We start from the raw sequence: 20,583 nt of genomic DNA on the forward strand, positions 1-20,583 counted from the left end.
GAAGGCCGCAAGGTCTTCTGACCGTGCGTGCCCACTCTCCGAGATGCCAGTCATGTCCAAGAACACCCCTTCCCTGCGCGAGCTTGAACACAGCCACGCGTTCGTCGAACGCCACATCGGCCCCAACGACGCCGAGATCGCGCAGATGCTCGATGTGGTGGGCCACGCCTCGCTGGACGCGCTGACCGACGCGATCGTGCCGGCCGGGATCAAGTCGCCGGCACCGTTGGCGCTGCCCGAGTCGCTGACCGAAGTGGAGGCGCTGGCCAAGATCCGCGCGATCGCCGACAAGAACCAGGTGTTCCGCACCTTCATCGGCCAGGGCTACTACGGCACCCTCACCCCGAACGTCATCCTGCGCAACGTGCTGGAAAACCCGGCGTGGTACACGGCGTACACGCCCTACCAGGCCGAGATCTCGCAGGGCCGCATGGAAGCGCTGATCAACTTCCAGACCCTGTGCGCCGACCTCACCGGCATGGAGATCGCCAACGCCTCGCTGCTGGACGAAGCCACCGCCGCGGCAGAGGCGATGACCCTGGCCAAGCGTTCGGCCAAGAGCAGATCCGACACCTTCTTCGTGCACGATGCCGTGCACCCGCAGACGCTGGAGCTGCTGCGCACCCGCGCCGAGCCGATGGGCATCGTGCTGCGCGTGGGCACCCCGGCCGAAGCCATGGAGGCCGAGGCCTACGGCGTGCTGCTGCAGTACCCGGACACCTTCGGCCACGTGGGCGACTACAAGGCGCTGGCCGATGCCGTGCACGCGCGCGGCGGCCTGGTGGCCGTGGCCACCGACCTGCTGGCACTGACCCTGATTGCCGCACCGGGCGAATGGGGCGCGGACATTGTGGTGGGCAACTCGCAGCGCTTCGGCGTGCCGTTCGGTTTCGGCGGCCCGCACGCCGCGTTCATGGCCTGCCGTGACGCCTACAAGCGCTCCATGCCGGGCCGCCTGATCGGCGTGTCGGTCGACGCGCAGGGCAATGCCGCCTACCGCCTGACCCTGCAGACCCGCGAGCAGCACATCCGCCGCGAGAAGGCGACCTCCAACATCTGCACCGCGCAGGTGCTGCTGGCGGTGATGGCCTCGATGTACGCCGTGTACCACGGCCCGGACGGACTGACCCGCATCGCGCGCCGCACCCACCGCCTGGCCGCGATCCTGGCCGCCGCGCTGCGTGGCGCCGGCGTCAACGTCGGCGAGCACTTCTTCGACACCCTGCACGTCAAGGACATCGACGCCAAGGCGATCCACGCCAAGGCCGCGGCCGCGCGCATCAACCTGCGCGCGATCGACAGCGAAGCGGTCGGCATCAGCCTGGATGAAACCACCACCCGGGCCGACATCGTCGCGCTCGGCCAGCTGTTCGATGCCACGGTGGATATCGATGCCTTGGACGCCGCCACCGCCGACGCACTGCCGGCCGGCCTGGTGCGCACCAGCGCCTTCCTGACCCACCCGGTGTTCAACACCCACCACAGCGAACACGAGCTGCTGCGTTACCTGCGCTCGCTGGCCGACAAGGACCTGGCCATGGATCGCACCATGATCCCGCTGGGCAGCTGCACCATGAAGCTCAATGCCACTGCCGAGATGATTCCGGTGACCTGGCCGGAGTTCGCCAACATCCATCCGCTGGCCCCGGCCGACCAGGCCACCGGCTACAAGGAGCTGATCGACGGCCTGGAAGCCATGCTGGTCGAATGCACCGGCTATGACGCGGTCAGCCTGCAGCCGAACTCCGGCGCGCAGGGCGAGTACGCCGGCCTGCTGGCGATCCGCGCCTACCACCGCTCGCGCGGCGAAGGCCATCGCGACGTCTGCCTGATTCCCGATTCGGCGCACGGCACCAACCCGGCCTCGGCGCAGATGTGCGGCATGAAGGTCGTGGTGACCAAGACCGACGCCAACGGCAACGTCGACGTCGACGACATCCGCGTCAATGCCGAGAAGTACGGCGACCGCCTGGCCGCGCTGATGATCACCTACCCCTCCACGCACGGCGTGTTCGAGGAGGAAGTGGTCGAGATCTGCGAGATCATCCACCAGCACGGCGGCCAGGTGTACACCGACGGCGCCAACATGAACGCCCTGGTCGGCGTCGCCAAGCCCGGCAAGTGGGGTTCGGACGTATCGCACCTGAACCTGCACAAGACCTTCTGCATTCCGCACGGCGGTGGCGGCCCGGGCGTGGGCCCGTGTGCGGTCAAGTCGCACCTGGCGCCGTTCCTGCCGAAGGTGCTGGGCGGCGAAGGCGATGTGGGCATGGTCAGCGCGGCCAGCTTCGGCAGCGCCTCGATCCTGCCGATCAGCTGGATGTACATCACCCTGATGGGCACCGCCGGCCTGCGCAAGGCGACCCAGGTCGCCCTGCTCAACGCCAACTACATCGCCAAGCGCCTGGCCCCGCACTTCAAGACGCTGTACACGGGCCGCAATGGCCTGGTGGCGCATGAGTGCATCCTGGACGTGCGACCGCTGGAGAAGACCTCCGGCATCGGCGCCGAGGACGTGGCCAAGCGCCTGATCGACTTCGGCTTCCACGCCCCGACCCTGAGCTTCCCGGTCGCCGGTACGCTGATGGTGGAACCGACCGAAAGCGAATCGCTGCATGAGCTGGATCGCTTCATCAACGCGATGATCCAGATCCGCGAAGAAATCGCCGCGATCGAAGACGGCCGCCTGGACCGCGAGGACAACCCGCTCAAGCACGCCCCGCACACCGCCACCGCCGTATCGGCCAGCGAGTGGTCGCATGCCTACCCGCGGGAACTGGCCGCCTTCCCGCTGGCCAGCCTGCGCCAGCAGAAATACTGGCCGCCGGTGGCGCGCGTGGACAACGTCTACGGCGACAAGAACGTGATGTGCGCCTGCATCCCGGTGGATGCGTACAAGGAAGACGAGGGCGTGGAGGTCTGAGCCTCCTGCCCTGCTGAAACGAAGACGGCCCGCGAAAGCGGGCCGTCTTCTGTTGGGTGCGATGCCCCGTCTTACCGGGCCCGGACCCGTAGAGCCACGCCCTGCGTGGCTGCTCTTCGTTCCGGGATCATGAACCCGGACGGTCTTCTTCGGCAGGGTCCAAACGTCGGGCGGTACCGTTGCGCCGCGGTGATCCTGCTTCGGACGCTTGTACCGCGCTGCGCGCGGTAGCCACGCAGGGCGTGGCTCTACGGCCGGTTGCTACGTCACGGGTCGCTGCGGGAGCAGAAGCATTACCCCTCATGGCCTTTTCGGCGTACGCGCCGCGCGATTTCGCTGGTGATCGCGATCACCGCCGTCAGCGCGGCCATCGACAGGAATTGAATGCGGGTGTGCGATTCGGACAGCAGCAGGCCGAAGATCAGCGCCAGCACGCCCAGGCCGAGCAGGGTCAGGTACGGGTAGCCGCTCATGCGGAACGGCAGGCGGGTGCCGTCGCGGTTGGCACGGTGGCGCAGGATCAGCTGGGACAGCAGCGAGATCGTCCAGACCAGCAGGCAGGTCGAGCCGACGATGTTCAACAGGACGGGCAGCACCTTGTCCGGGAACACCAGCTCCAGCACCGTGGCGGCGAAACCGAACAGCACGCTGGCCAACACCGCGATGATCGGCACCTGGCGCGGGTCGGTCCAGCCGAGCACCGCCGGCGCTTCGCAGCGCCGGGCCAGCGAATACATCATGCGCGAGGCGCCATACAGGTTGGCGTTGAGCGCCGACAGCAGCGCAATCACCGCGATCAGGGTGATGGCGGTGGCCGCACCGGGGATGTTGGCCACCTGCAGCACGGCGGCGAACGGCGACCTGAGCCCCTCGCTGGTCCACGGCACCACGGCGATGATCACGCTCAACGAACCAATGTAGAACACCAGGATGCGCCAGGCCACGGTGCGGATGGCACGGGCGATGCTGCGCTCGGGGTCTTCGGTTTCGGCCGCGGCCACCGCCACGATCTCGGTGCCACCGAAAGCGAACACCACCACCAGCAGCGCCGCACCGATCCCGGCCAGGCCGTTGGGCGCGAAGCCACCGTGTTGGGTGAAGTTGCTCAGCCCCGGTGAGGCCACGTCCGGCAGCCAGCCCAGCAGCAAGGCGGCGCCGATCAGGATGAACCCAATAATCGCCACCACCTTGAGGATGGCGAACCAGAACTCGAACTCGCCGAAGTTCTTCACCCCCAACAGGTTGATCGCGGTGAAGAACAGCATGAAGGCCAGCGCCGCCATGGGCACCGGAATGACCGGCCATACCGTGGCCAGCAGGCCGGCCGCGCCCACCGCCTCGGCGGCGATCACGATCACCAGCTGCACCCACCACAGCCAGCCCACGGTGGCCCCGGCGGTAGCGCCCATGGCATCGGCGGCGTACACCGAGAAGGCACCGCTGGTGGGCTTGGCGGCCGCCATCTCGCCCAGCGCATTCATCACGATGATCACCAGCGCGCCGGCGACCAGGTAGGACAGCAGCACGGCCGGACCGGCGGCCTGCACGCCGACGCCGGAGCCCAGGAACAGGCCGGCGCCAATGGCGCTGCCAAGGCCCATCATGATCAGCTGGCGGGGCTTGAGCGCGTGCCCGAGGCGGGTGTTGGCGGGTGCCGCAGCGGCGGCCGGAATCTGGGATGCGGGCATCGGAATCGAGGGGCGGGCAACAGGTGCGACACCATACCTTGTCCAGCCGGCGGACGGGATAGGGGTTCCCCTGCCCCGCCGCAATCAGGCCTCGGGGCGTTCGGCGATCTGCGCCCGGTAGGCCCGGGGCGACACCCCGACCTCGGCCTTGAACTTGCGGGTGAACGCACTCTGGTCGGTGAACCCGCAGGCCTGGCCGATGCTGGCGATGCTCTCACCGCCATGCAGCAGGTGGACCGCCATCTGGATGCGCAGGCGGGTCAGCACCTGCTGCGGGGTCATCTGGAACACCTTGCGGAACGTGCGCTCCAGCTTGGAGAGCGAGAACCCGGTGATATCCAGCAGGGTCTGCATGCGCACGTTCTCGGCGTAATGCGCGTTCAGATGCGCCAGGGCCAGGCGCAGTTGTTCGTACTGGGTGCCCAGGCTGTCCTTCTGGCCCAGATCGCGGGAAATCCCGATCAACCCCCGTACCTGCCCCTCCACCAGCAGCGGGCGCTTGCAGGTCAGGCACCACCCGGGCTCGCGGTTGGCGAACAGGTGCAGCTCCATCAGGTTCTCGATCACCGTGCCGGCCAGCACCTGCGCATCCTGGGTGGCGTAGTCGGCGCCCAGTCCGGTGGGATAGATCTCCGCCGCGGTACGCCCGATCACGTCCTTGCGCGACTTCAGCCCCAGCCGGCGCAGCATGGTCTGGTTGATGTGCGTATAGCGCCCGTCGCAGTCCTTCATGAAGAACAGCACGTCGGGGATCGCATCGAACAGGGCTTCGATGTCGGCGGGTTCAACGCGCATGCGGGCGTGCAGGGAAGGGGAACACGCCACCAAGGATACCTGTCCGGCACGCATGTGAAGCGCAGGTGCAAGCGGGGCCATGTTCTCGCACCTTCGATTAACGCGGTGGACGCCAGTGTGGGGCGTTGAATCCCCGCCAGCACGGAGTCGCCTCATGGCCACCAGCAAGCCCCGCAGCAAATCCGCCCCACCCACCGACCGCCGCGGAGACGGCGACGAACTGCACCAGCGTGCCGGCGGCGGGCATCCCGCGCTGACCACCAACCAGGGCATCCCGGTTGCCGACAACCAGAACTCGCTGCGCGATACCCCACGTGGGCCGACCCTGCTGGAAGACTTCATCCTGCGCGAGAAGATCACCCACTTCGACCACGAGCGCATTCCCGAGCGCATCGTGCACGCACGCGGCAGCGCGGCCCACGGCTATTTCGAACTGACCCGCTCGCTGCACGAGTTCACCCGCGCCCGCGTGCTCACCGAGGTCGGCGTACGCACCCCGGTGTTCACCCGCTTTTCCACCGTGGCCGGCGGCGCCGGCTCGGTCGATACCCCGCGCGACGTGCGCGGCTTTGCGGTCAAGTTCTACACCCGCGAGGGCAACTGGGACCTGGTGGGCAACAACATCCCGGTATTCTTCATCCAGGACGCGATCAAGTTCCCCGACCTGATCCACGCGGTCAAGATGGAACCGGACCGCGCGTTCCCGCAGGCCGCCAGCGCGCACGACACCTTCTGGGACTTCGTGTCGCTGATGCCCGAATCGATGCACATGATCATGTGGGCGATGAGCGACCGCACCATTCCCCGCTCGCTGCGCACCATCGAAGGATTCGGCATCCACAGTTTCCGCCTGCTCGACGAGGCGGGCGAGTCCACCTTCGTCAAGTTCCACTGGCGGCCCAAGCTGGGCCTGCAGTCCACGGTCTGGGACGAGGCGGTCAAGCTGCAGGGCGCCGACAACGACTTCCACCGCCGCGACCTGTTCGAGGCCATCACCGCGGGCGACTTCCCCGAATGGGAACTGGCGGTGCAGCTGTTCACCGAGGAGGAGGCCGAGGCGTTCCCGTTCGATCATCTGGACCCGACCAAGATCATTCCCGAATCGCTGGTGCCGCTCACGGTGATCGGGCGGATGGTGCTCGACCGCTGGCCGGACAACTTCTTCGCCGAAACCGAGCAGGTCGCGTACTGCCCGGCCAACGTGCCGCCGGGCATCGACTTCAGCAATGACCCCCTGCTGCAGGGTCGCCTGTTCTCCTACCTGGACACCCAGCTCAGCCGCCTGGGCGGCCCGAACTTCCACCAGATCCCGGTCAACGCACCCAAGTGCCCGTTCGCCAACCACCAGCGCGATGGCCACATGCAGATGGCGATCCCCAAGGGCCGGGTTGCCTACGATCCCAGCTCCCTGCAGGGCGACAGCCCTCGCGAGACCGCCGACGGCTTTGCCAGCCACGCCACGCCGGGCGATGACGGCCGCAAGGGCCGCGTGCGCGCCGCCAGCTTCGCCGACCACTACAGCCAGGCGCGCATGTTCTTCCGCAGCCTGGAAGCGCCGGAGCAGGCACACCTGGCGTCGGCCCTGGTGTTTGAGCTGTCGAAGGTGGAAACGGTCGCCGTGCGCGAGCGCACCGTGAGCCACCTGCGCAACATCGACGATGCGCTGGCCAAGCGCGTTGCCGACGGTCTGGCCATGCCGGCCCTGCCCGAACCGGCGCCGACCGCCACGCCGGCCAAGGACATGCCCAGGGCCCCCGAGGTGCGGGTGATCGGCCGCACCAAGGACCTGCTCAAGGGGCGCTGCGTGGGCATCCTGTTCGACGAAGGCTCCGATGCCGGGTTGATCGCCAACCTGCGCAAGGCGGCCGAGAAGGCCGGTGCAAAGGTCAAGCTGGTGGCACCCAAGGTCGGCGGTGGCAAGCTGACCGACGGCAAGCTGCAGCCGGCCGACGGCCAGCTGGCCGGTACGCCGTCGGTGGTGTTCGACGCGGTGGCCATCGTGCTCAGCGCCGACGCTGCCAAGCGTTTGTCCAAGGAATCGGCGGCGATCGACTTCGCTGCCGACGCGTGGGCTCACCTGAAGGCGATTGCTGCCGATGAGGGCGCGCAACTGCTGCTGAAAACCGCGCGCGTGGGCAAGGACAACGGCGTGGTGGAAGCAGAAGACGCCAAGGGCTTCGTCGCTGCGGCGGCGACCCGCCAATGGGCCCGCGAATCCAAGGTGCGCACCCTCGCCTGACCCACCCCGGTAGGAGCGGACCGTTGGTCCGCTCTTTCCTGGCTTCCCGACACAGGACGATTCCCATGCCCCGCGGAGACAAATCCAGCTATACCGACACGCAGAAACGCCAGGCCGAGCACATCGAGGAAAGCGAGAAAGCTGAAGGCCGCAGCGATGAAGCCGCCGAGCGCATCGCCTGGGCCACGGTCAATAAACAAGACGGCGGCGGAAAGAAGCATGCACCCAAGAAGGCCGCGGGCCGGTAGGGTTGGTTCCCGGACAACTGCTTCGGACGGGGTAGAGCGACGCCTTCCCACACCCCGTCTGTCGGCTTGACGCTCCCGGCCCGTCATCGGCGATACTCGGTGCATCGCCGCAGGATGCGGACAGGGGAACCACTTACATGAAATCTGCACGCACGCTGGCCTTGTTGGCCTTGCTGATGCCGTTGTCCGCACTGGCACAGACGGCACTCCACGATGGCCAGGGCAACGCCCTGCCCGACACGTCGTCGGCGAAATCCAGCGAAGGCTTCTCTGCCTCGATGGTGGTCACCGCAGACCCGGAATGGCAACAGAAGTGGGAAAACCCGGTCAACGGGGTGCCGCGCTTCGAACTGGCCACCGAGGTCAAGGAAGGCGGCTCGCTCTACATCCTTTCCTTCCTGACCAATCCGACGCTGGACGCCGCCGGCATGGCGCAGGTGCGCTGCGACCTGCGGATCACCCGTCCCGACGGCAGCCTGAGCGGCGACGAGCATGACCTGCCCTGCTTCGTCACCCAGCTCGATACCGACCCCAACAGTGTCTACCTCTCTTCGGTAGGGATGAAATTCACTGCTGAAGCGGGCGATCCGCATGGCACGTGGACCGTGGCGATCACCGTGCGCGACACCGTGCGCAACGTCAGCCTTCCGTTGCAGTCGTCCTTCGAACTGAAGTAAGCGGCAATGGGGCCGCTCACGTAGAGCACAATGCCGCCGGCGCTACTGCAGCTGAGCGAGCATGTCGTTGACCGGCCCATGGATGATCCCTCTGATCAGACGGGCTTCTCCCGGATCCACGCCGCGCGCGGCGCCGTTTTCGTACTCGTCGTAGAGCTTGCCGGCGTGCGCTTGAACGCGCTCAAGCAGGTAATCCAGCTCGCGTTCGGCCGCCCGGGCGTTGATTCCGATGGTGGCGCCAAACGCAATGGCACTGCCGCGACTCACCTGCTTGTAGGACACCCCGCCCGGAGGCGTAACGGGCACATCGTCCCCCCACGCATTGCCTGCCGCGTAGATGCTGGTACAGATCAAGTCGTAGTGCGGCGCCAATACCCATCCGTCCGGCCCGCCGAGGAAGCTGAGATTCTTCAGGTGCGCGTCGGAGTTGCCCGTGATCAGGTTGAACAGCCACCACCGGTAAAGTCGGGCGCGCGTGTCGGCTTTATGTACGCAACGTTCGATGAGCGCAGTCAATGCCGCCGACGTCGCTTCCCTGTATTTGAATACTGCGTCCAGGGAGAGCATCTGGCACGCGTCCAGCACCGGCAGACGTTCGACCGGTGTCCGGAAGGTACGATCAAAGCGCCGCACCAGATATACGGCCTCGGGAACGCGTCGAATGGTCACTTCCGCCGCATCCATTCCTACCGCCGATGCCAGTCGCATCACAAACCACTCGTTGATGGTGGTCTGCCAGTAATGGTCCGGCTGCGGGTGATCCGGCTTGAGGATGTGAGTGGAAGGCTCGGATCCTACCGGTTCGAAAATGCCTTCCTCCAGCACTGTCACGGCAAGCTTGTGCTGCGCACCCGCCAGCGACATGCGTTTGGGCGCGTCATGGCTCAAGGGAACCTGGGGCAGGCGCCGGATTCGCTCGGAGAGGGCTTCATCGCTCAACGGCTGGAGGCTGGCAGGCGAAATGCCTTCACCCTCGGGCAGCAGCGTCAGGGCTCCTGCTGATTCGCGGCCGTAGAATTGCAGCAAGCCGAAGTTGTCGGCAGCATCCACGCGCGCATCCTGCGCGAGGAGGACCTTCGCGCCTTCCTCTGGCAGCAGGTTGCTGAAAAACCACTGGACCGGTCGGAGCGATGCTCCGTCGAGGATGGAACCTTGTGAGCGGCGAATGGCGGGTGACAGGTCGCCCCCTTCCCACGCTGGTTCGTAGTCGAACCGCCAGATATTCCCCTCTTCGGAGAGCCGACCTACCAAGGCTGTATCCAGCCACACGCACAGCAGGCGCCGCGAGGATGCGTTCACTTGGCACCGGACCGCGTTGATTTGGGTTCCATGACCGCGTCCGGGACCTGCAGCGTGACTTTGATTCCCAGCTCATCCAGCGCGCGGAGCACTCTGCCCAGCTGCACCGAAGGCTTCCCGCGCTCCGCATCGCGCATGAAGACATGGCTGGAGTCGATGTATGCGGCCAGATCGTCCTGGCGGATCCCTTGGTTGCGGCGGACACGGCGGATGATCTCGCCGATGTCTTCAGGGGTTTTCACTTTGATGTCGATCACGACGGTCGCTACCGAATCTAAGCAGTTGTTTCTATCATGCTGGGCAATGAAGGTGTTTGCAATGGCTTCTAAGTAATTGTTTCGAAATGGCAGGGAATGGACGCAAAGAGCATTCCAACGAAACAATAGCTTCGAAATCGACAGGCTGTACCCAATATGGGTATGTCAGCGTCGCGGATAGCAGAAGCCCCGCTTGCGCGGGGCTTCTGGTTTGCCAGGCAGGGCCTGGCACTACGCCGGTGGGTGGCGGGAGTGGCCCGGCGCCTGAATCAGGCGAACGGGTCCTGCAGGACCATGGTGTGGTCGCGGTCCGGGCCGGTGGAGACGATGCTGACCGGGCAGCCCGCCAGCTCTTCCAGCGCGCGCAGGTAAGCGCGGGCGGCCGCCGGCAGCTTGTCCCACTCGGTGATGCCGTGGGTGTTCTCGTTCCAGCCCGGGAACTCCAGGTACACCGGGGTGCACTCTTCCCAGCCCTGTGCGTCCAGCGGCGCGTATTCGGTGCGCTTGCCACGGTATTCGTAGGCGATGCAGACCTTCAGCTTTTCCATGCCATCCAGCACGTCCAGCTTGGTGATGCACAGGCCGCTGATGCCGTTGATGGCCACGGCGCGCTTGAGCGCGACGATGTCCATCCAGCCGCAGCGACGCGGACGGCCGGTCGAGGCGCCGTACTCGGCACCACGGTCGCGGATGCCCTGGCCGATCTCGTCGTCCAGCTCGGTCGGGAACGGGCCGCCGCCGACGCGGGTGGCGTAGGCCTTGGCGATACCCAGCACGTAGTCGATCGCGTCCGCGCCGACGCCGGCGCCGGCCAGCGCGCCGCCGACGGTGGTGTTGGAACTGGTGACGTACGGGTAGGTGCCGTGGTCGATGTCCAACAGCGCGCCCTGGGCGCCTTCGAACAGCACGCGCTTACCCTGCTTGCGCAGGTCGTGCAGGATGCCGGCCACGTCGGACTTCATCGGCTGGACGTATTCGCCGAAGGCCAGTGCTTCGTCGTAGGTCTTCTGGAAGTCGACGGCGTCGGTCTTGAGGTAATTGGTCAGTACGAAGTTGTGGTAATCCAGCGCGGTGCGCAGGAGCTCTTCGAGCTGGGCCGGGTAGTGCAGGTCGGCGATGCGGATGCCGCGACGCGCCACCTTGTCTTCATATGCCGGGCCGATGCCACGGCCGGTGGTGCCGATCGCCTTGCCGCCGGCAGCGCGTTCGCGCGCCTGGTCCAGGGCGATGTGGTACGGCATGATCAGCGGCGCGGCCGGGGAGATCTTCAGGCGCGAACGCACTTCCACGCCGGAGGTTTCCAGCTCGGCGATTTCCTTCTGCAGGGCCGCCGGGGAGATCACCACGCCGTTGCCGATCAGGCACAGCGCGTCTGCACGCAGGATGCCCGACGGGATCAGGTGCAGCACGGTCTTCTTGCCATTGATGACAAGCGTGTGGCCGGCATTGTGGCCGCCCTGGAAGCGCACGACGGCGCCGATTTCCTCGGTGAGCAGATCGACGATCTTGCCCTTGCCCTCATCGCCCCACTGGGCACCCAACACGACAACTGACTGACCCATGACGGGTAACTCCTCGTTTTTTTTGCGGCCATCGGGGCCGCGGGTTTGGGACCGTGACAAGGCGCGGTTCGGCGCGGGGTGGCAGGCTCCAGCGGGGAGCGCGCCGGCGACGAGGTGCCCGGACACGGAAAAAGCCGGACGAGGTGCTCTGGAACAGAGGGCCCGACCGGCTTTTGTGCATTATCCGGGTTTCCGGGGGCGCATGCCACCCCATCCGGCCAGACCTTCATCCTGCGTACCGCGGTGGGGTTGACTTGGAGCCGGCCAGCGGCCGGCACTACTGCGGTTTGGGGCCGGCTGCGCCGGCCCCAACCCTTAACGATCGTTCTTGAGGTACTGCAGGAACGGGTCGTTCTTGTCCAGCACGATGACGCCGTTGCCGTCGGTCATGGAGTTCCGGTAGGCCTCCAGGCTGCGGTAGAACGAGAAGAACGACGGATCGGCCGAGCCGGCCTTGCCGTAGATCTGGGCCGCTTCGGCATCGCCGGCACCGCGCAGGCGCTGGGCGTCGCGTTCGGCCTCGGCCACGATCACGGTGCTCTCGCGATCCGCCTGGGCACGGATGGTGAGCGACTGTTCCTCACCCTCGGCACGCAGCTTGGCGGCTTCCTGCTTGCGCTGGGCGCGCATGCGCTCGTACACGTCATTGATCACCTGGCTGTCGGTCGGCAGGTCGATCTGCTTGATGCGCAGGTCGATGATGTGCATGCCCAACCCCTTCACCGCCTCGTTGATGCCGGTCAACTGCCCGGCGATCAGTTCGCTGCGGTCGCCGGACACCAGCTGCTGCAGCGAACGCGAGTTGATCTGGTTGCGCAGCGAGTCGGTGATGATCGGGGCCAGGCGCGCATCGGCAACGCTGGCGTCGCCACCCGTGGCGCGATAGTAATCGCGCACGTTGGAGATGTAGCCAATGGCGAAGAAGTCGACGCTGACGTCCTTCTGCTCGGCGGTGAAGTAACGCGCCGGGGCCGTGGCCAGCACCTTCAGGCGACGGTCGAACACGCGCACCGTTTCGACCAGCGGCACCTTGAAGTGGATGCCGGGCTTGATGTCCGCACGCACCACCTTGCCCAGGTTCAGCACCATCGCGGTCTGGTCCTCACGGACCACGAACACCGACCCCAGCAGGGCCAACAGCGTGGCGACGGCCAAGCCGATCCACAGCGAACTCTTCATCGGATGGCTCCTTCACGACCGCTCGGTCGCGTGGTGGGGCGCTCGGCATTGCGTACGCCATCCACCGGCGTACTGGCCGGCAGCGACGGCATCATCACTTCCGGGGTCACCAGCGGGGTGGCACTGCCGGCCGCGGCGTTGCCGGCACGGTTGTCGGGCATCGGCACGTAGATCAGCTGACGGCCATCGCCGCCGATGACCTTGCGGTTCTCCGACAGCACCTTTTCCACGGTTTCCAGCCAGAGGCGCTTGCGGGTAACGTCCGGTGCGTCCTTGTACTGGACCTGCAGCATGCTGAAGCGTTCGGCATCACCCTGGGCGCGGGCCACGGCAGCCTGCTTGTAACCCTCGGCGGTGGTACGTGCGCGCGAGGCCTGGCCACGGGCTTCGGGCACCACCTTGGCGGCGTAGGCCTGGGCTTCGTTGATCAGGCGTTCCTTGACCTGCTGGGCACCGTTGACCTCGTCGAAGGCCGGCTTGACCTCCTCCGGCGGACGGGCATCGGGCAGGGTCAGGCCGGTCACGACCAGGCCGGTGCGATACGCCTTGAGCGCGGCCTGCAGGCGTTCCTGCGCGACCACCGCCAGCGGGCCACGGTTGTTGAGCACGGCGTTGAGGTCGGCGCGGCCAACCTGCTCGCGCACGGCGCTCTGCGCGGACTGCTCGAGCACCTGGTCGGCCGAGACCGAACCAAACAGGTACAGGCGCGGATCGTCGATGCGGTACTGCACGTTGAGCGACACGCGCACGATGTTCTCGTCGCGGGTCAGCACCGGCACTTCGCTGCTGAAGGTCTTGATCTGGGTCGCGTTGACCTTGGTCACCGACTCGATCGGCCACGGCAGCTTGAAGTTCGGGCCCGGCTGCAGGATCCGCGAGAACTGGCCGAAGCGCAGCACCACGCCACGTTGCTGTTCGCCGATCAGCTGGAAGCTGGAGAACAGCAGCAGCAGAACCACCGCCACCGCCACCCAACGCAGGATGCCGCCGTCGAACAGGTCCTTCAGCGGTCCAGGCAAGCCGCCCCAACCCCCTCCGCCACCGCCGCCGCCGCGGGGCCCGAACGGCCCTCGTCGATTCTCGTCGGGGCCTTGTCCGCCCTTGTTGCCGCCGGGTGTGTTCCAGGCCATGCACGCTCCATCAGTAAAGGTTGCCTGCGGGCCATTCCCGCACCGTCAACCGTTGAATCCCGCCCGATTCTACTAGATGGGGCTGACCGACAGGATTGGAAGGGGCAACGACCGACAGGACGCGATTCATCACCGGCCCCGGACCGGCCCCGCTCCCTTGCGGCGTCGCTTGGTAAGGTGGAGCCCCCCATTTCAAGGCCTTCCCATGGCGATCCCCGACCCGTTCACCGCCTTCCGCATCCACCAGGACGACCGGGGCCATCACAGTGGCCTGGAGTCGATCGGACTGGACCAGCTCAACCCGGGCGAGGTGGTGGTCCGCGCCGAATGGTCGTCGGTGAACTACAAGGACGCACTGGCAGGCACCGGCAAGGGCAGGATCCTGCGCCGCTTCCCGCTGGTGGGCGGGATTGACGTGGCCGGCACGGTGGTCGCCTCGACGGACCCGGCCTGGCGCGAAGGCGATGCGGTGCTGGCCACCGGCTGCGGACTCAGCGAGACCCGCGATGGCGGCTACAGCCAGTATGTGCGGCTGGAATCGAGCGCGGTGATCGCCCGCCCCCCCGCGCTCAGTGCGCGCGAGGCCATGATCCTGGGCACCGCCGGCTTCACCGCCGCGCTGGCGCTGCTGCGCATGGTGGACAACCGGCTGACCCCGGCGCACGGCCCGTTGGCGGTGACCGGGGCCACCGGTGGCGTGGGGTCGCTGGCGGTGGACATCTTCAGCCGCGCCGGGTTCGAGGTGCATGCGATCAGCGGCAAGGCCGACCAGGTGGCATACCTGCGCGGGCTCGGCGCCCGCGAGGTGCTGCCGCGCGACGCCCTTGCCACGACCCGCCCGATGGAGTCGGCGCGTTTCGGCGGCGGCCTGGACAACGCCGGCGGCCCGATGCTGGCCAGCCTGCTCGCCCAGACCGTGCCGTACGGCAGCGTGGTCAGCGCAGGCCTGGCCGCCAGCCCGGCACTGGACATGACCGTAATGCCCTTCATCATCCGCGGCGTGTCGCTGCTGGGCGTGTCGTCGTCGTCGGCACCGCGCACGCTGCGCGAACAGGTCTGGGACATGCTGGGCGGTGCATGGAAGCCCCACCATCTCGACACGATCTGTACCCGCGAGATCGGCCTCGACGGGCTGCCAACGGTGTTCGACGGCATGCTGGCAGGCGGCTCGCTGGGCCGTACCGTGGTGCGGATCGACTGAGCGTTGCAGCTGGGCGACGGACGGCGCGGTGGATGCTTCACGCTGACACGGGCGCGGCACTACACTGCGAGCATCACATGGGGAACAACATGGCACGGATTCTGATCGTCGACGATTCACCGTCGCAGCAGCTGGGCATCAAGCGCATCGTCGAAAAACTGGGGCATGAGACGTTGACCGCTGAAAATGGCGCAGCCGGCGTGGAAGTGGCCAAGGCCGAGCTGCCCGACCTGGTGCTGATGGACGTGGTCATGCCCGAGCTCAACGGCTTCCAGGCGACCCGCACGTTGTCGCGCGAACCGACCACCAAGCACATTCCGGTGATCCTGGTGACCACCAAGGACCAGGACACCGACCGCATGTGGGGCATGCGCCAGGGCGCCAAGGCCTACATCACCAAGCCGTTCTCCGAAGACGAACTGTCCGAGGTGCTGGAGCGGGTGTTCAGCAGCCAGGAACCGCCGGCGGCCTGATCGCAGGCGAAGGACGTACCGACCCTGGTCGGTACGCCGCATCCCTCATATCTTCTCGCCGAAGGCCTTGGCCAACGCACGGTAGGCCTTCTTCTGCGCCTCGTCGGTGGGCACCGGGGCGATGATCTCCAGCTCCACGATCTGGTCGCCGTCGGGATTGCCCGGCAGGCCACGACCCCGCAGCCGCAGCTTGCGACCGGCATCCGAACCGGCCGGCACCTTCAGCTCCACCGCGCCGCCGAGCGTGGGCACGCTGATCGAGGTGCCCAGCGCCGCCTGCCATGGGGCGACATCCAGCGTATACAGAATGTTGCGACCATCCACCTCGAACTGCGGGTGCGCGGCATATTCCACTTCGAGCAGCAGATTGCCGCCGTTGGTGCCCTGCCCGGTCAGCCGGATCACCTGGCCGGGGCGGATGCCCTTGGGCACGCGCACGTCGAGCTGCTTGCCGTTGACCGTGATGCGCAGGCTGTCGCCACCGTAGGCCGCCTCCAGCGGCACCGACAGCTTGGCACGGGTGTCGCGGATCGGCTGGGGACCCGCGCCGGCGCCGCCGAAGCCACTGGCCCGGCCGCCACCGCCGCCGCGCTGGCGCGCGAACAGACTCTCGAAGAAGTCGCTGAAGCCGCCGCCCGCACCGCCACCGAACGTTTCCTCGAAATCAAAGCCCTGCGCCCCGCCGTAATTGGGCGGCGCATGAAACTCTTCGCCCGGGCGGTAACCCTGCGCTTTGAGCTGGTCGTAGGCGGCGCGCTTCTGCGGATCACGCAGGGCCTCGTAGGCCTCGTTGACCGCTTTGAACGTATCTTCCGCACCGGCCTCCTTGCTCACGTCCGGGTGGTACTTGCGCGCCAGCCGGCGGTAGGCGGTCTTGATCTCGGCATCGCCCGCGCTGGGTTCCACGCCGAGCGTTGCGTAGTAGTCCTTGAATTCCATCCATACACCTCGAATAAGTTCGGCCACCCGCGCCGGCGGGCACCGTCCGCGCAATTCTAGCGGCTGGCGGCGCGCCTGCCGTGATCCGGGGATGATCCTGCGCAATGCGGCGGCCCCATCACCCGGGCAGGGTCATCGGAACAGGGACCCGCGCCGTATCCGCCCGCCCCTCGAAGATGGGCGTGCACGCACCGTTTTCAACGTTTTGACGCCACCCTCCCATGCCGCTCACTACCCTGCCGGTGAACCAGGAGCTTCCATGACCATCCAGATTGGCGACCGTATTCCCGAAGTCACGCTCAAGCGGATCCGCGAAGGCATGGAGACCCTGGACACCCATGCCCTGTTCGACGGTCGCAAGGCCGTGCTGTTCGCCGTGCCCGGCGCCTTCACCCCGACCTGTTCGGCCCGCCACCTGCCTGGCTACGTCGAGCACTTCGCCGACTTCCGCCACCGCGGCATCGACGTGTTCTGCATGGCGGTCAACGACCCGTTCGTGATGAAGGCCTGGGGCGAGAGCCAGCAGGTGCCCGACGGGCTGCAGCTGCTGTCGGACGGCAACGGCGAATTCACCCGCGCACTGGGCCTGGAAATGGACGCCAGCAGCTCGGGCATGGGCCTGCGCTCGCGTCGTTTCGCGCTGTATGTCGACGACGGCGTGGTGCGCGCAACCTTCATCGAAGCGCCCGGCACGTTCGAGGTGTCTTCGGCCCAGTACGTGCTGGAGCATCTGCCCAGCTGACCCCCACGCAACAAAGGAAACCGGCCAGCCATGTCAAAGCCAGCCAAACAGACGTCACAGACCCGCCCCACCAGCCCCTCCCCGGACGCTTCACGGCCACCCGGCATCAGCGACACCGCGACGCTGCGCGAGAAGGCGCGCAAGGACATCGAGGATGGCGCGATCACCTCCAGCTACAGCGCCGACCGCGAGGCGGTGATCAAGCTGCTCAACGATGCGCTGGCCACGGAATACGTGTGCGTGCTGCGCTACTACCGCCACTACTTCATGGCGAAGGGCATGCTGGCCGACGCGGTCAAGGGCGAATTCCTTGAGCATGCTCAGCAGGAACAGGCGCACGCGGGCAAGCTGGCCGAGCGCATCGTGCAGCTCGGTGGCGAACCGGACCTCAACCCGGACACGCTGACCGCGCGCTCGCACGCGGAGTACAAGGAAGGCACGGACCTGCGCGACATGGTCCGCGAGAACCTGATCGCCGAGCGCATCGCCATCGACAGCTATCGCGAGATGATCAACTTCGTCAGCGACAAGGACACCACCACCAAGCGCATCCTGGAAGAAATCCTGGCACAGGAAGAAGAGCACGCCGACGAATTCGCCGACCTGCTGGAAGGCTGGATCGGCGAGTAGTGCCGGCCGCTGGCCGGCTCCTCGCACGACCAGACGCGCATCAGGATGCCGGCCGCTGGCCGGCTCCTCGCACGACCAGACGCGAATCAGAATGCCGGCCGCTGGCCGGCTCCTCGCACGACCGGACGCGAATCAGAATGCCGGCCGCTGGCCGGCTCCTCGCACGACCGGACGCGCATCAGAATGCCGGCCGCTGGCCGGCACTGGCTACCGCACTATGCGGAAGCGCACCTGGGTCCAGGCACCGTCGGCGGCCAGCGCGGTCAGGGTGTGTTCGCCCACCTCGTCGAAGTCGCGGCGGAAGGTACGTGCGCCCTCGGTGCGTGCGATCCAGCGGTCGTCGAGCAGCCAGTCCACCGGCTGCTCGCTGCCCAGTGCACGGAGCTGCAGGCGCACGCCATGTTCGGCATTCGGCGCGCGCGCCAGCGTGGCCCGGTCGTTGAGTCCTTCGATGTGCAGGCTGCCGGCACTGCTGCGCCCGTCGTCCCGGCAATCCGGCGACAGCGCGGGCAACTGCGCGGCCTGCCGCTGTGCCTGCGGCAGCCACGGCGAGACCAGCGCAGGCCAGCGCGCGATCTCGCGGGACACGGCCTCGTGCGGCAGCGTGCACTCCGGCGACAGCCGCAGGCCGCTGCGGGCGTCCACCTCGAAGCGCTGCCGACCGGCCTGCCACAGGCGCGCGTCGCGTTCGGCGAAGGTGGGCGGCACCACGTCGTCCAGCACGAAGGCCTGCAGCCGGCGCTGGCACAGCGCGGGCGGGATGGCGTCGGCCCGCTCGCCGGTGGGCCAGCACACCTCGGCCTGCGACACATTGGCCGGCATCGGCGCGGCGCTGGCGTCGCCACTCTGCCGCGGCAGGCTGTCCACCACTTCAAACATCAGCGGCAGCGCGGTCACGGCACCGTACTGGCCAGGCAGCGGGGTGCCGTCCGGTCGCCCCACCCAGACCCCCACGGTGTAGTGGCGGGTGGTACCGATCGCCCACGCGTCGCGGTAGCCGTAGCTGGTGCCGGTCTTCCAGGCCACGCGCGGACGCCCGGTGACGTCGAACGTGCCCGTGCCATACCCGGGGCGCGGATTGGATTCGAGCACCTCGCGGGTGATCCACGCCGCACCCGGTGACATCAGCCGACGCTCGATCACCGGGTCCTGCGCGGTATAGCGCACGCGCCCGGCGATGCCATTGCGGTTGAACGCGGCGAACGTTCCCACCAGGTCCTCGAGCCGCGCCCCGGTGCCGCCCAGGATCAGCGACAGGTTGGGCGCGCTGCCATGCGGAAACCGCAGGTTGATGCCGGCATGCGACAGGCGCGCGGCGAACCGCGCCGACCCGACACGATCCAGCAGGTCCACGGCCGGCACGTTCAGCGACAGCCGCAATGCAGTGGCCGCGCTGACCGGCCCGTTGAAGGCGGCATCGAAGTTGCCGGGGCGGTACCCCGAGAAACTCTGCGGGGCGTCCACCATCAGGCTCTCGGAATGGATCAACCCGTCATCGACGGCCATCCCGTACAGGAAGGGCTTGAGGGTGGACCCCGGCGAGCGCCAGGCCTGCACCATGTCGACATGGCCCAGCCGCTGCTTGTCGCCGAAGGCCACCGAGCCCACGTAGGCGCGCGCCTCCAGGGTGCGGTTGTCCACCACCAGCAACGCCGCCGAGGTACGCTCGGGCAGCTGCGAGAAGTACGACGACACCCGTTCCTCCAGCGTGCGCTGCAGGCCGATGTCCAGCGTGCTCTGGATGCGCGCGGCACGTGGCTGGGCCGAATGCAGCCGCTGCGCCAGCAGCGCGGCGTGCAACGGCGGCTGCAGCGCGCGGGTGACCACCGCTTCAATGCGTGCATCGTCCACTTCCTCGCGCGACCAGACGCCGAGGGCGACCATGCGCTCCAGTACTTTGTCGCGCGCGGCCTGCGCCGCCTCCGGGTGGCGGTCCGGGCGCAGCCGGCTGGGCGACTGCGGCAGCACCGCCAGCAGCGCGGCTTCGGCGTGCGACAGGCGCGCCGCCGGCTTGCCCAGGTAGGCCCAGCTGGCCGCCTCCACGCCCTCGATGGTGCCGCCATACGGCGCGCGTTCCAGGTACAGCGCCAGGATATCCGCTTTGCCCAGGTGCAGCTCCAGCTGCACCGCACGCAGCAGCTGCTTGGCCTTGCCCCATGGGGTGCGGGTATGCGGGTCGAGGATGCGCGCGACCTGCATGGTCAGCGTGGAGCCACCGGAAACGATGCGCCGCTCCAGCACCCACTGTTTCCCGGCACGCAGCAGCGCCCACGGGTTGACCCCGGGGTGGCGCCAGAACCAGCGGTCCTCGTAGTTGAGCAGCGCCTGCAGGTACAGCGGCGAGACGCTGTTGGCGCTGGCCGGGTAGCGCCACACGCCATCGGCATCGGCAAACGCGCGCAGGGGCGTGCCATCGCGCGCCACCACCAGCGTGCTGGTATCGCGCTGTCTCGGCAGTGGTGGTGGAAACGCCAGGTCCAGCACCAGCAGCACCGCCAGCAGCCCGGCAGTGCCCCAGCGCAGCGCACGCCACCACCAGGGTCGCGACGGCATGCGCGCGTGCATGAAAGAAGGGAACGTCATCGCAGCGATACCCGCAAC

General features: G+C 67.4%; 16 protein-coding genes and 1 pseudogene. 8 read left to right on the plus strand and 9 right to left on the minus strand.

From position 1 onward, the window contains the following. Positions 1-52 precede the first annotated feature (52 nt). A complete protein-coding gene (gene gcvP, locus AC3ITN_RS14310; protein WP_489390929.1) occupies positions 53-2,923 on the plus strand; it encodes an aminomethyl-transferring glycine dehydrogenase in 2,871 nt (956 codons plus the stop codon). A gap of 293 nt (positions 2,924-3,216) precedes the next feature. On the opposite strand, the gene AC3ITN_RS14315 is transcribed toward gcvP, so the two are convergent. Further along, entirely contained in the window at positions 3,217-4,611 is a 1,395-nt protein-coding gene (locus AC3ITN_RS14315) for an amino acid permease (protein WP_489390930.1), read from the minus strand. Between the two features lie 84 nt (positions 4,612-4,695). Further along, positions 4,696-5,406, minus strand: a complete 711-nt coding sequence (locus AC3ITN_RS14320; protein WP_313342984.1) for an AraC family transcriptional regulator — start codon at positions 5,404-5,406, stop codon at positions 4,696-4,698. Positions 5,407-5,560: 154 nt separating this feature from the next. Between AC3ITN_RS14320 and AC3ITN_RS14325 the strand changes: the two genes are divergently transcribed. From AC3ITN_RS14325 to AC3ITN_RS14335, 3 genes and pseudogenes are all read left to right on the plus strand, one after another. After that, positions 5,561-7,645, plus strand: a complete 2,085-nt coding sequence (locus tag AC3ITN_RS14325; protein ID WP_489390931.1) for a catalase — start codon at positions 5,561-5,563, stop codon at positions 7,643-7,645. A 65-nt stretch (positions 7,646-7,710) separates the two neighbouring features. Then, positions 7,711-7,863: pseudogene (locus tag AC3ITN_RS14330) on the plus strand (HupB); the annotation flags it as partial. A 167-nt stretch (positions 7,864-8,030) separates the two neighbouring features. Next, positions 8,031-8,570 carry a hypothetical protein gene (locus AC3ITN_RS14335; RefSeq protein ID WP_313342981.1) on the plus strand — a complete coding sequence of 180 codons (540 nt, stop codon included), beginning with the start codon at positions 8,031-8,033 and terminating at the stop codon, positions 8,568-8,570. Between the two features lie 42 nt (positions 8,571-8,612). On the opposite strand, the gene AC3ITN_RS14340 is transcribed toward AC3ITN_RS14335, so the two are convergent. The 5 genes from AC3ITN_RS14340 to hflK form a co-directional block, all read right to left on the minus strand. After that, positions 8,613-9,869, minus strand: a complete 1,257-nt coding sequence (locus AC3ITN_RS14340; protein WP_489390932.1) for a HipA domain-containing protein — start codon at positions 9,867-9,869, stop codon at positions 8,613-8,615. Then, entirely contained in the window at positions 9,866-10,126 is a 261-nt protein-coding gene (locus AC3ITN_RS14345; RefSeq protein WP_313342975.1) for a helix-turn-helix domain-containing protein, read from the minus strand. The genes AC3ITN_RS14340 and AC3ITN_RS14345 overlap by 4 nt, the downstream gene beginning before the upstream one ends. A 269-nt stretch (positions 10,127-10,395) precedes the next feature. Next, positions 10,396-11,688, minus strand: coding sequence for an adenylosuccinate synthase (locus AC3ITN_RS14350; protein WP_313342973.1), 1,293 nt, complete (start codon positions 11,686-11,688; stop codon positions 10,396-10,398). 315 nt (positions 11,689-12,003) lie between these two features. Beyond that, a complete protein-coding gene (hflC, locus tag AC3ITN_RS14355; protein ID WP_313342970.1) occupies positions 12,004-12,867 on the minus strand; it encodes a protease modulator HflC in 864 nt (287 codons plus the stop codon). Further along, positions 12,864-13,997, minus strand: coding sequence for an FtsH protease activity modulator HflK (gene hflK / locus AC3ITN_RS14360; protein ID WP_489390933.1), 1,134 nt, complete (start codon positions 13,995-13,997; stop codon positions 12,864-12,866). Before hflK ends, hflC begins: the two co-directional genes overlap by 4 nt. Before the next feature lie 205 nt (positions 13,998-14,202). Here hflK and AC3ITN_RS14365 point away from each other — a divergent pair, with 205 nt between their 5' ends. Together AC3ITN_RS14365 and pilH are read left to right on the plus strand one after the other, a co-directional pair. Beyond that, complete coding sequence (locus tag AC3ITN_RS14365) at positions 14,203-15,198, plus strand: YhdH/YhfP family quinone oxidoreductase (protein WP_489390934.1); 996 nt, start codon at positions 14,203-14,205, stop codon at positions 15,196-15,198. Positions 15,199-15,287: 89 nt separating this feature from the next. Next, a complete protein-coding gene (gene pilH, locus AC3ITN_RS14370) occupies positions 15,288-15,671 on the plus strand; it encodes a twitching motility response regulator PilH (RefSeq protein WP_313342962.1) in 384 nt (127 codons plus the stop codon). Positions 15,672-15,716: 45 nt separating this feature from the next. Here pilH and AC3ITN_RS14375 read toward each other — a convergent pair whose 3' ends face one another. Continuing rightward, positions 15,717-16,610: a DnaJ C-terminal domain-containing protein gene (locus tag AC3ITN_RS14375; protein ID WP_489390935.1), complete on the minus strand. Its 894-nt coding sequence runs from the start codon at positions 16,608-16,610 to the stop codon at positions 15,717-15,719. A gap of 259 nt (positions 16,611-16,869) precedes the next feature. Between AC3ITN_RS14375 and AC3ITN_RS14380 the strand changes: the two genes are divergently transcribed. After that, positions 16,870-17,352: a peroxiredoxin gene (locus AC3ITN_RS14380; protein WP_313342957.1), complete on the plus strand. Its 483-nt coding sequence runs from the start codon at positions 16,870-16,872 to the stop codon at positions 17,350-17,352. A 30-nt stretch (positions 17,353-17,382) separates the two neighbouring features. Beyond that, the gene (locus AC3ITN_RS14385; protein WP_489390936.1) at positions 17,383-17,982 is read left to right on the plus strand and encodes a ferritin-like domain-containing protein; all 600 of its coding nucleotides are present in this window, start codon (positions 17,383-17,385) and stop codon (positions 17,980-17,982) included. A 207-nt stretch (positions 17,983-18,189) separates the two neighbouring features. Here the strand turns inward: AC3ITN_RS14385 and pbpC are convergent, their stop codons facing one another. After that, entirely contained in the window at positions 18,190-20,565 is a 2,376-nt protein-coding gene (gene pbpC, locus AC3ITN_RS14390; protein ID WP_489390937.1) for a penicillin-binding protein 1C, read from the minus strand. Between the last annotated feature and the right edge of the window lie 18 nt (positions 20,566-20,583).

The organism is Stenotrophomonas sp. KH_036_B (assembly GCF_057839485.1).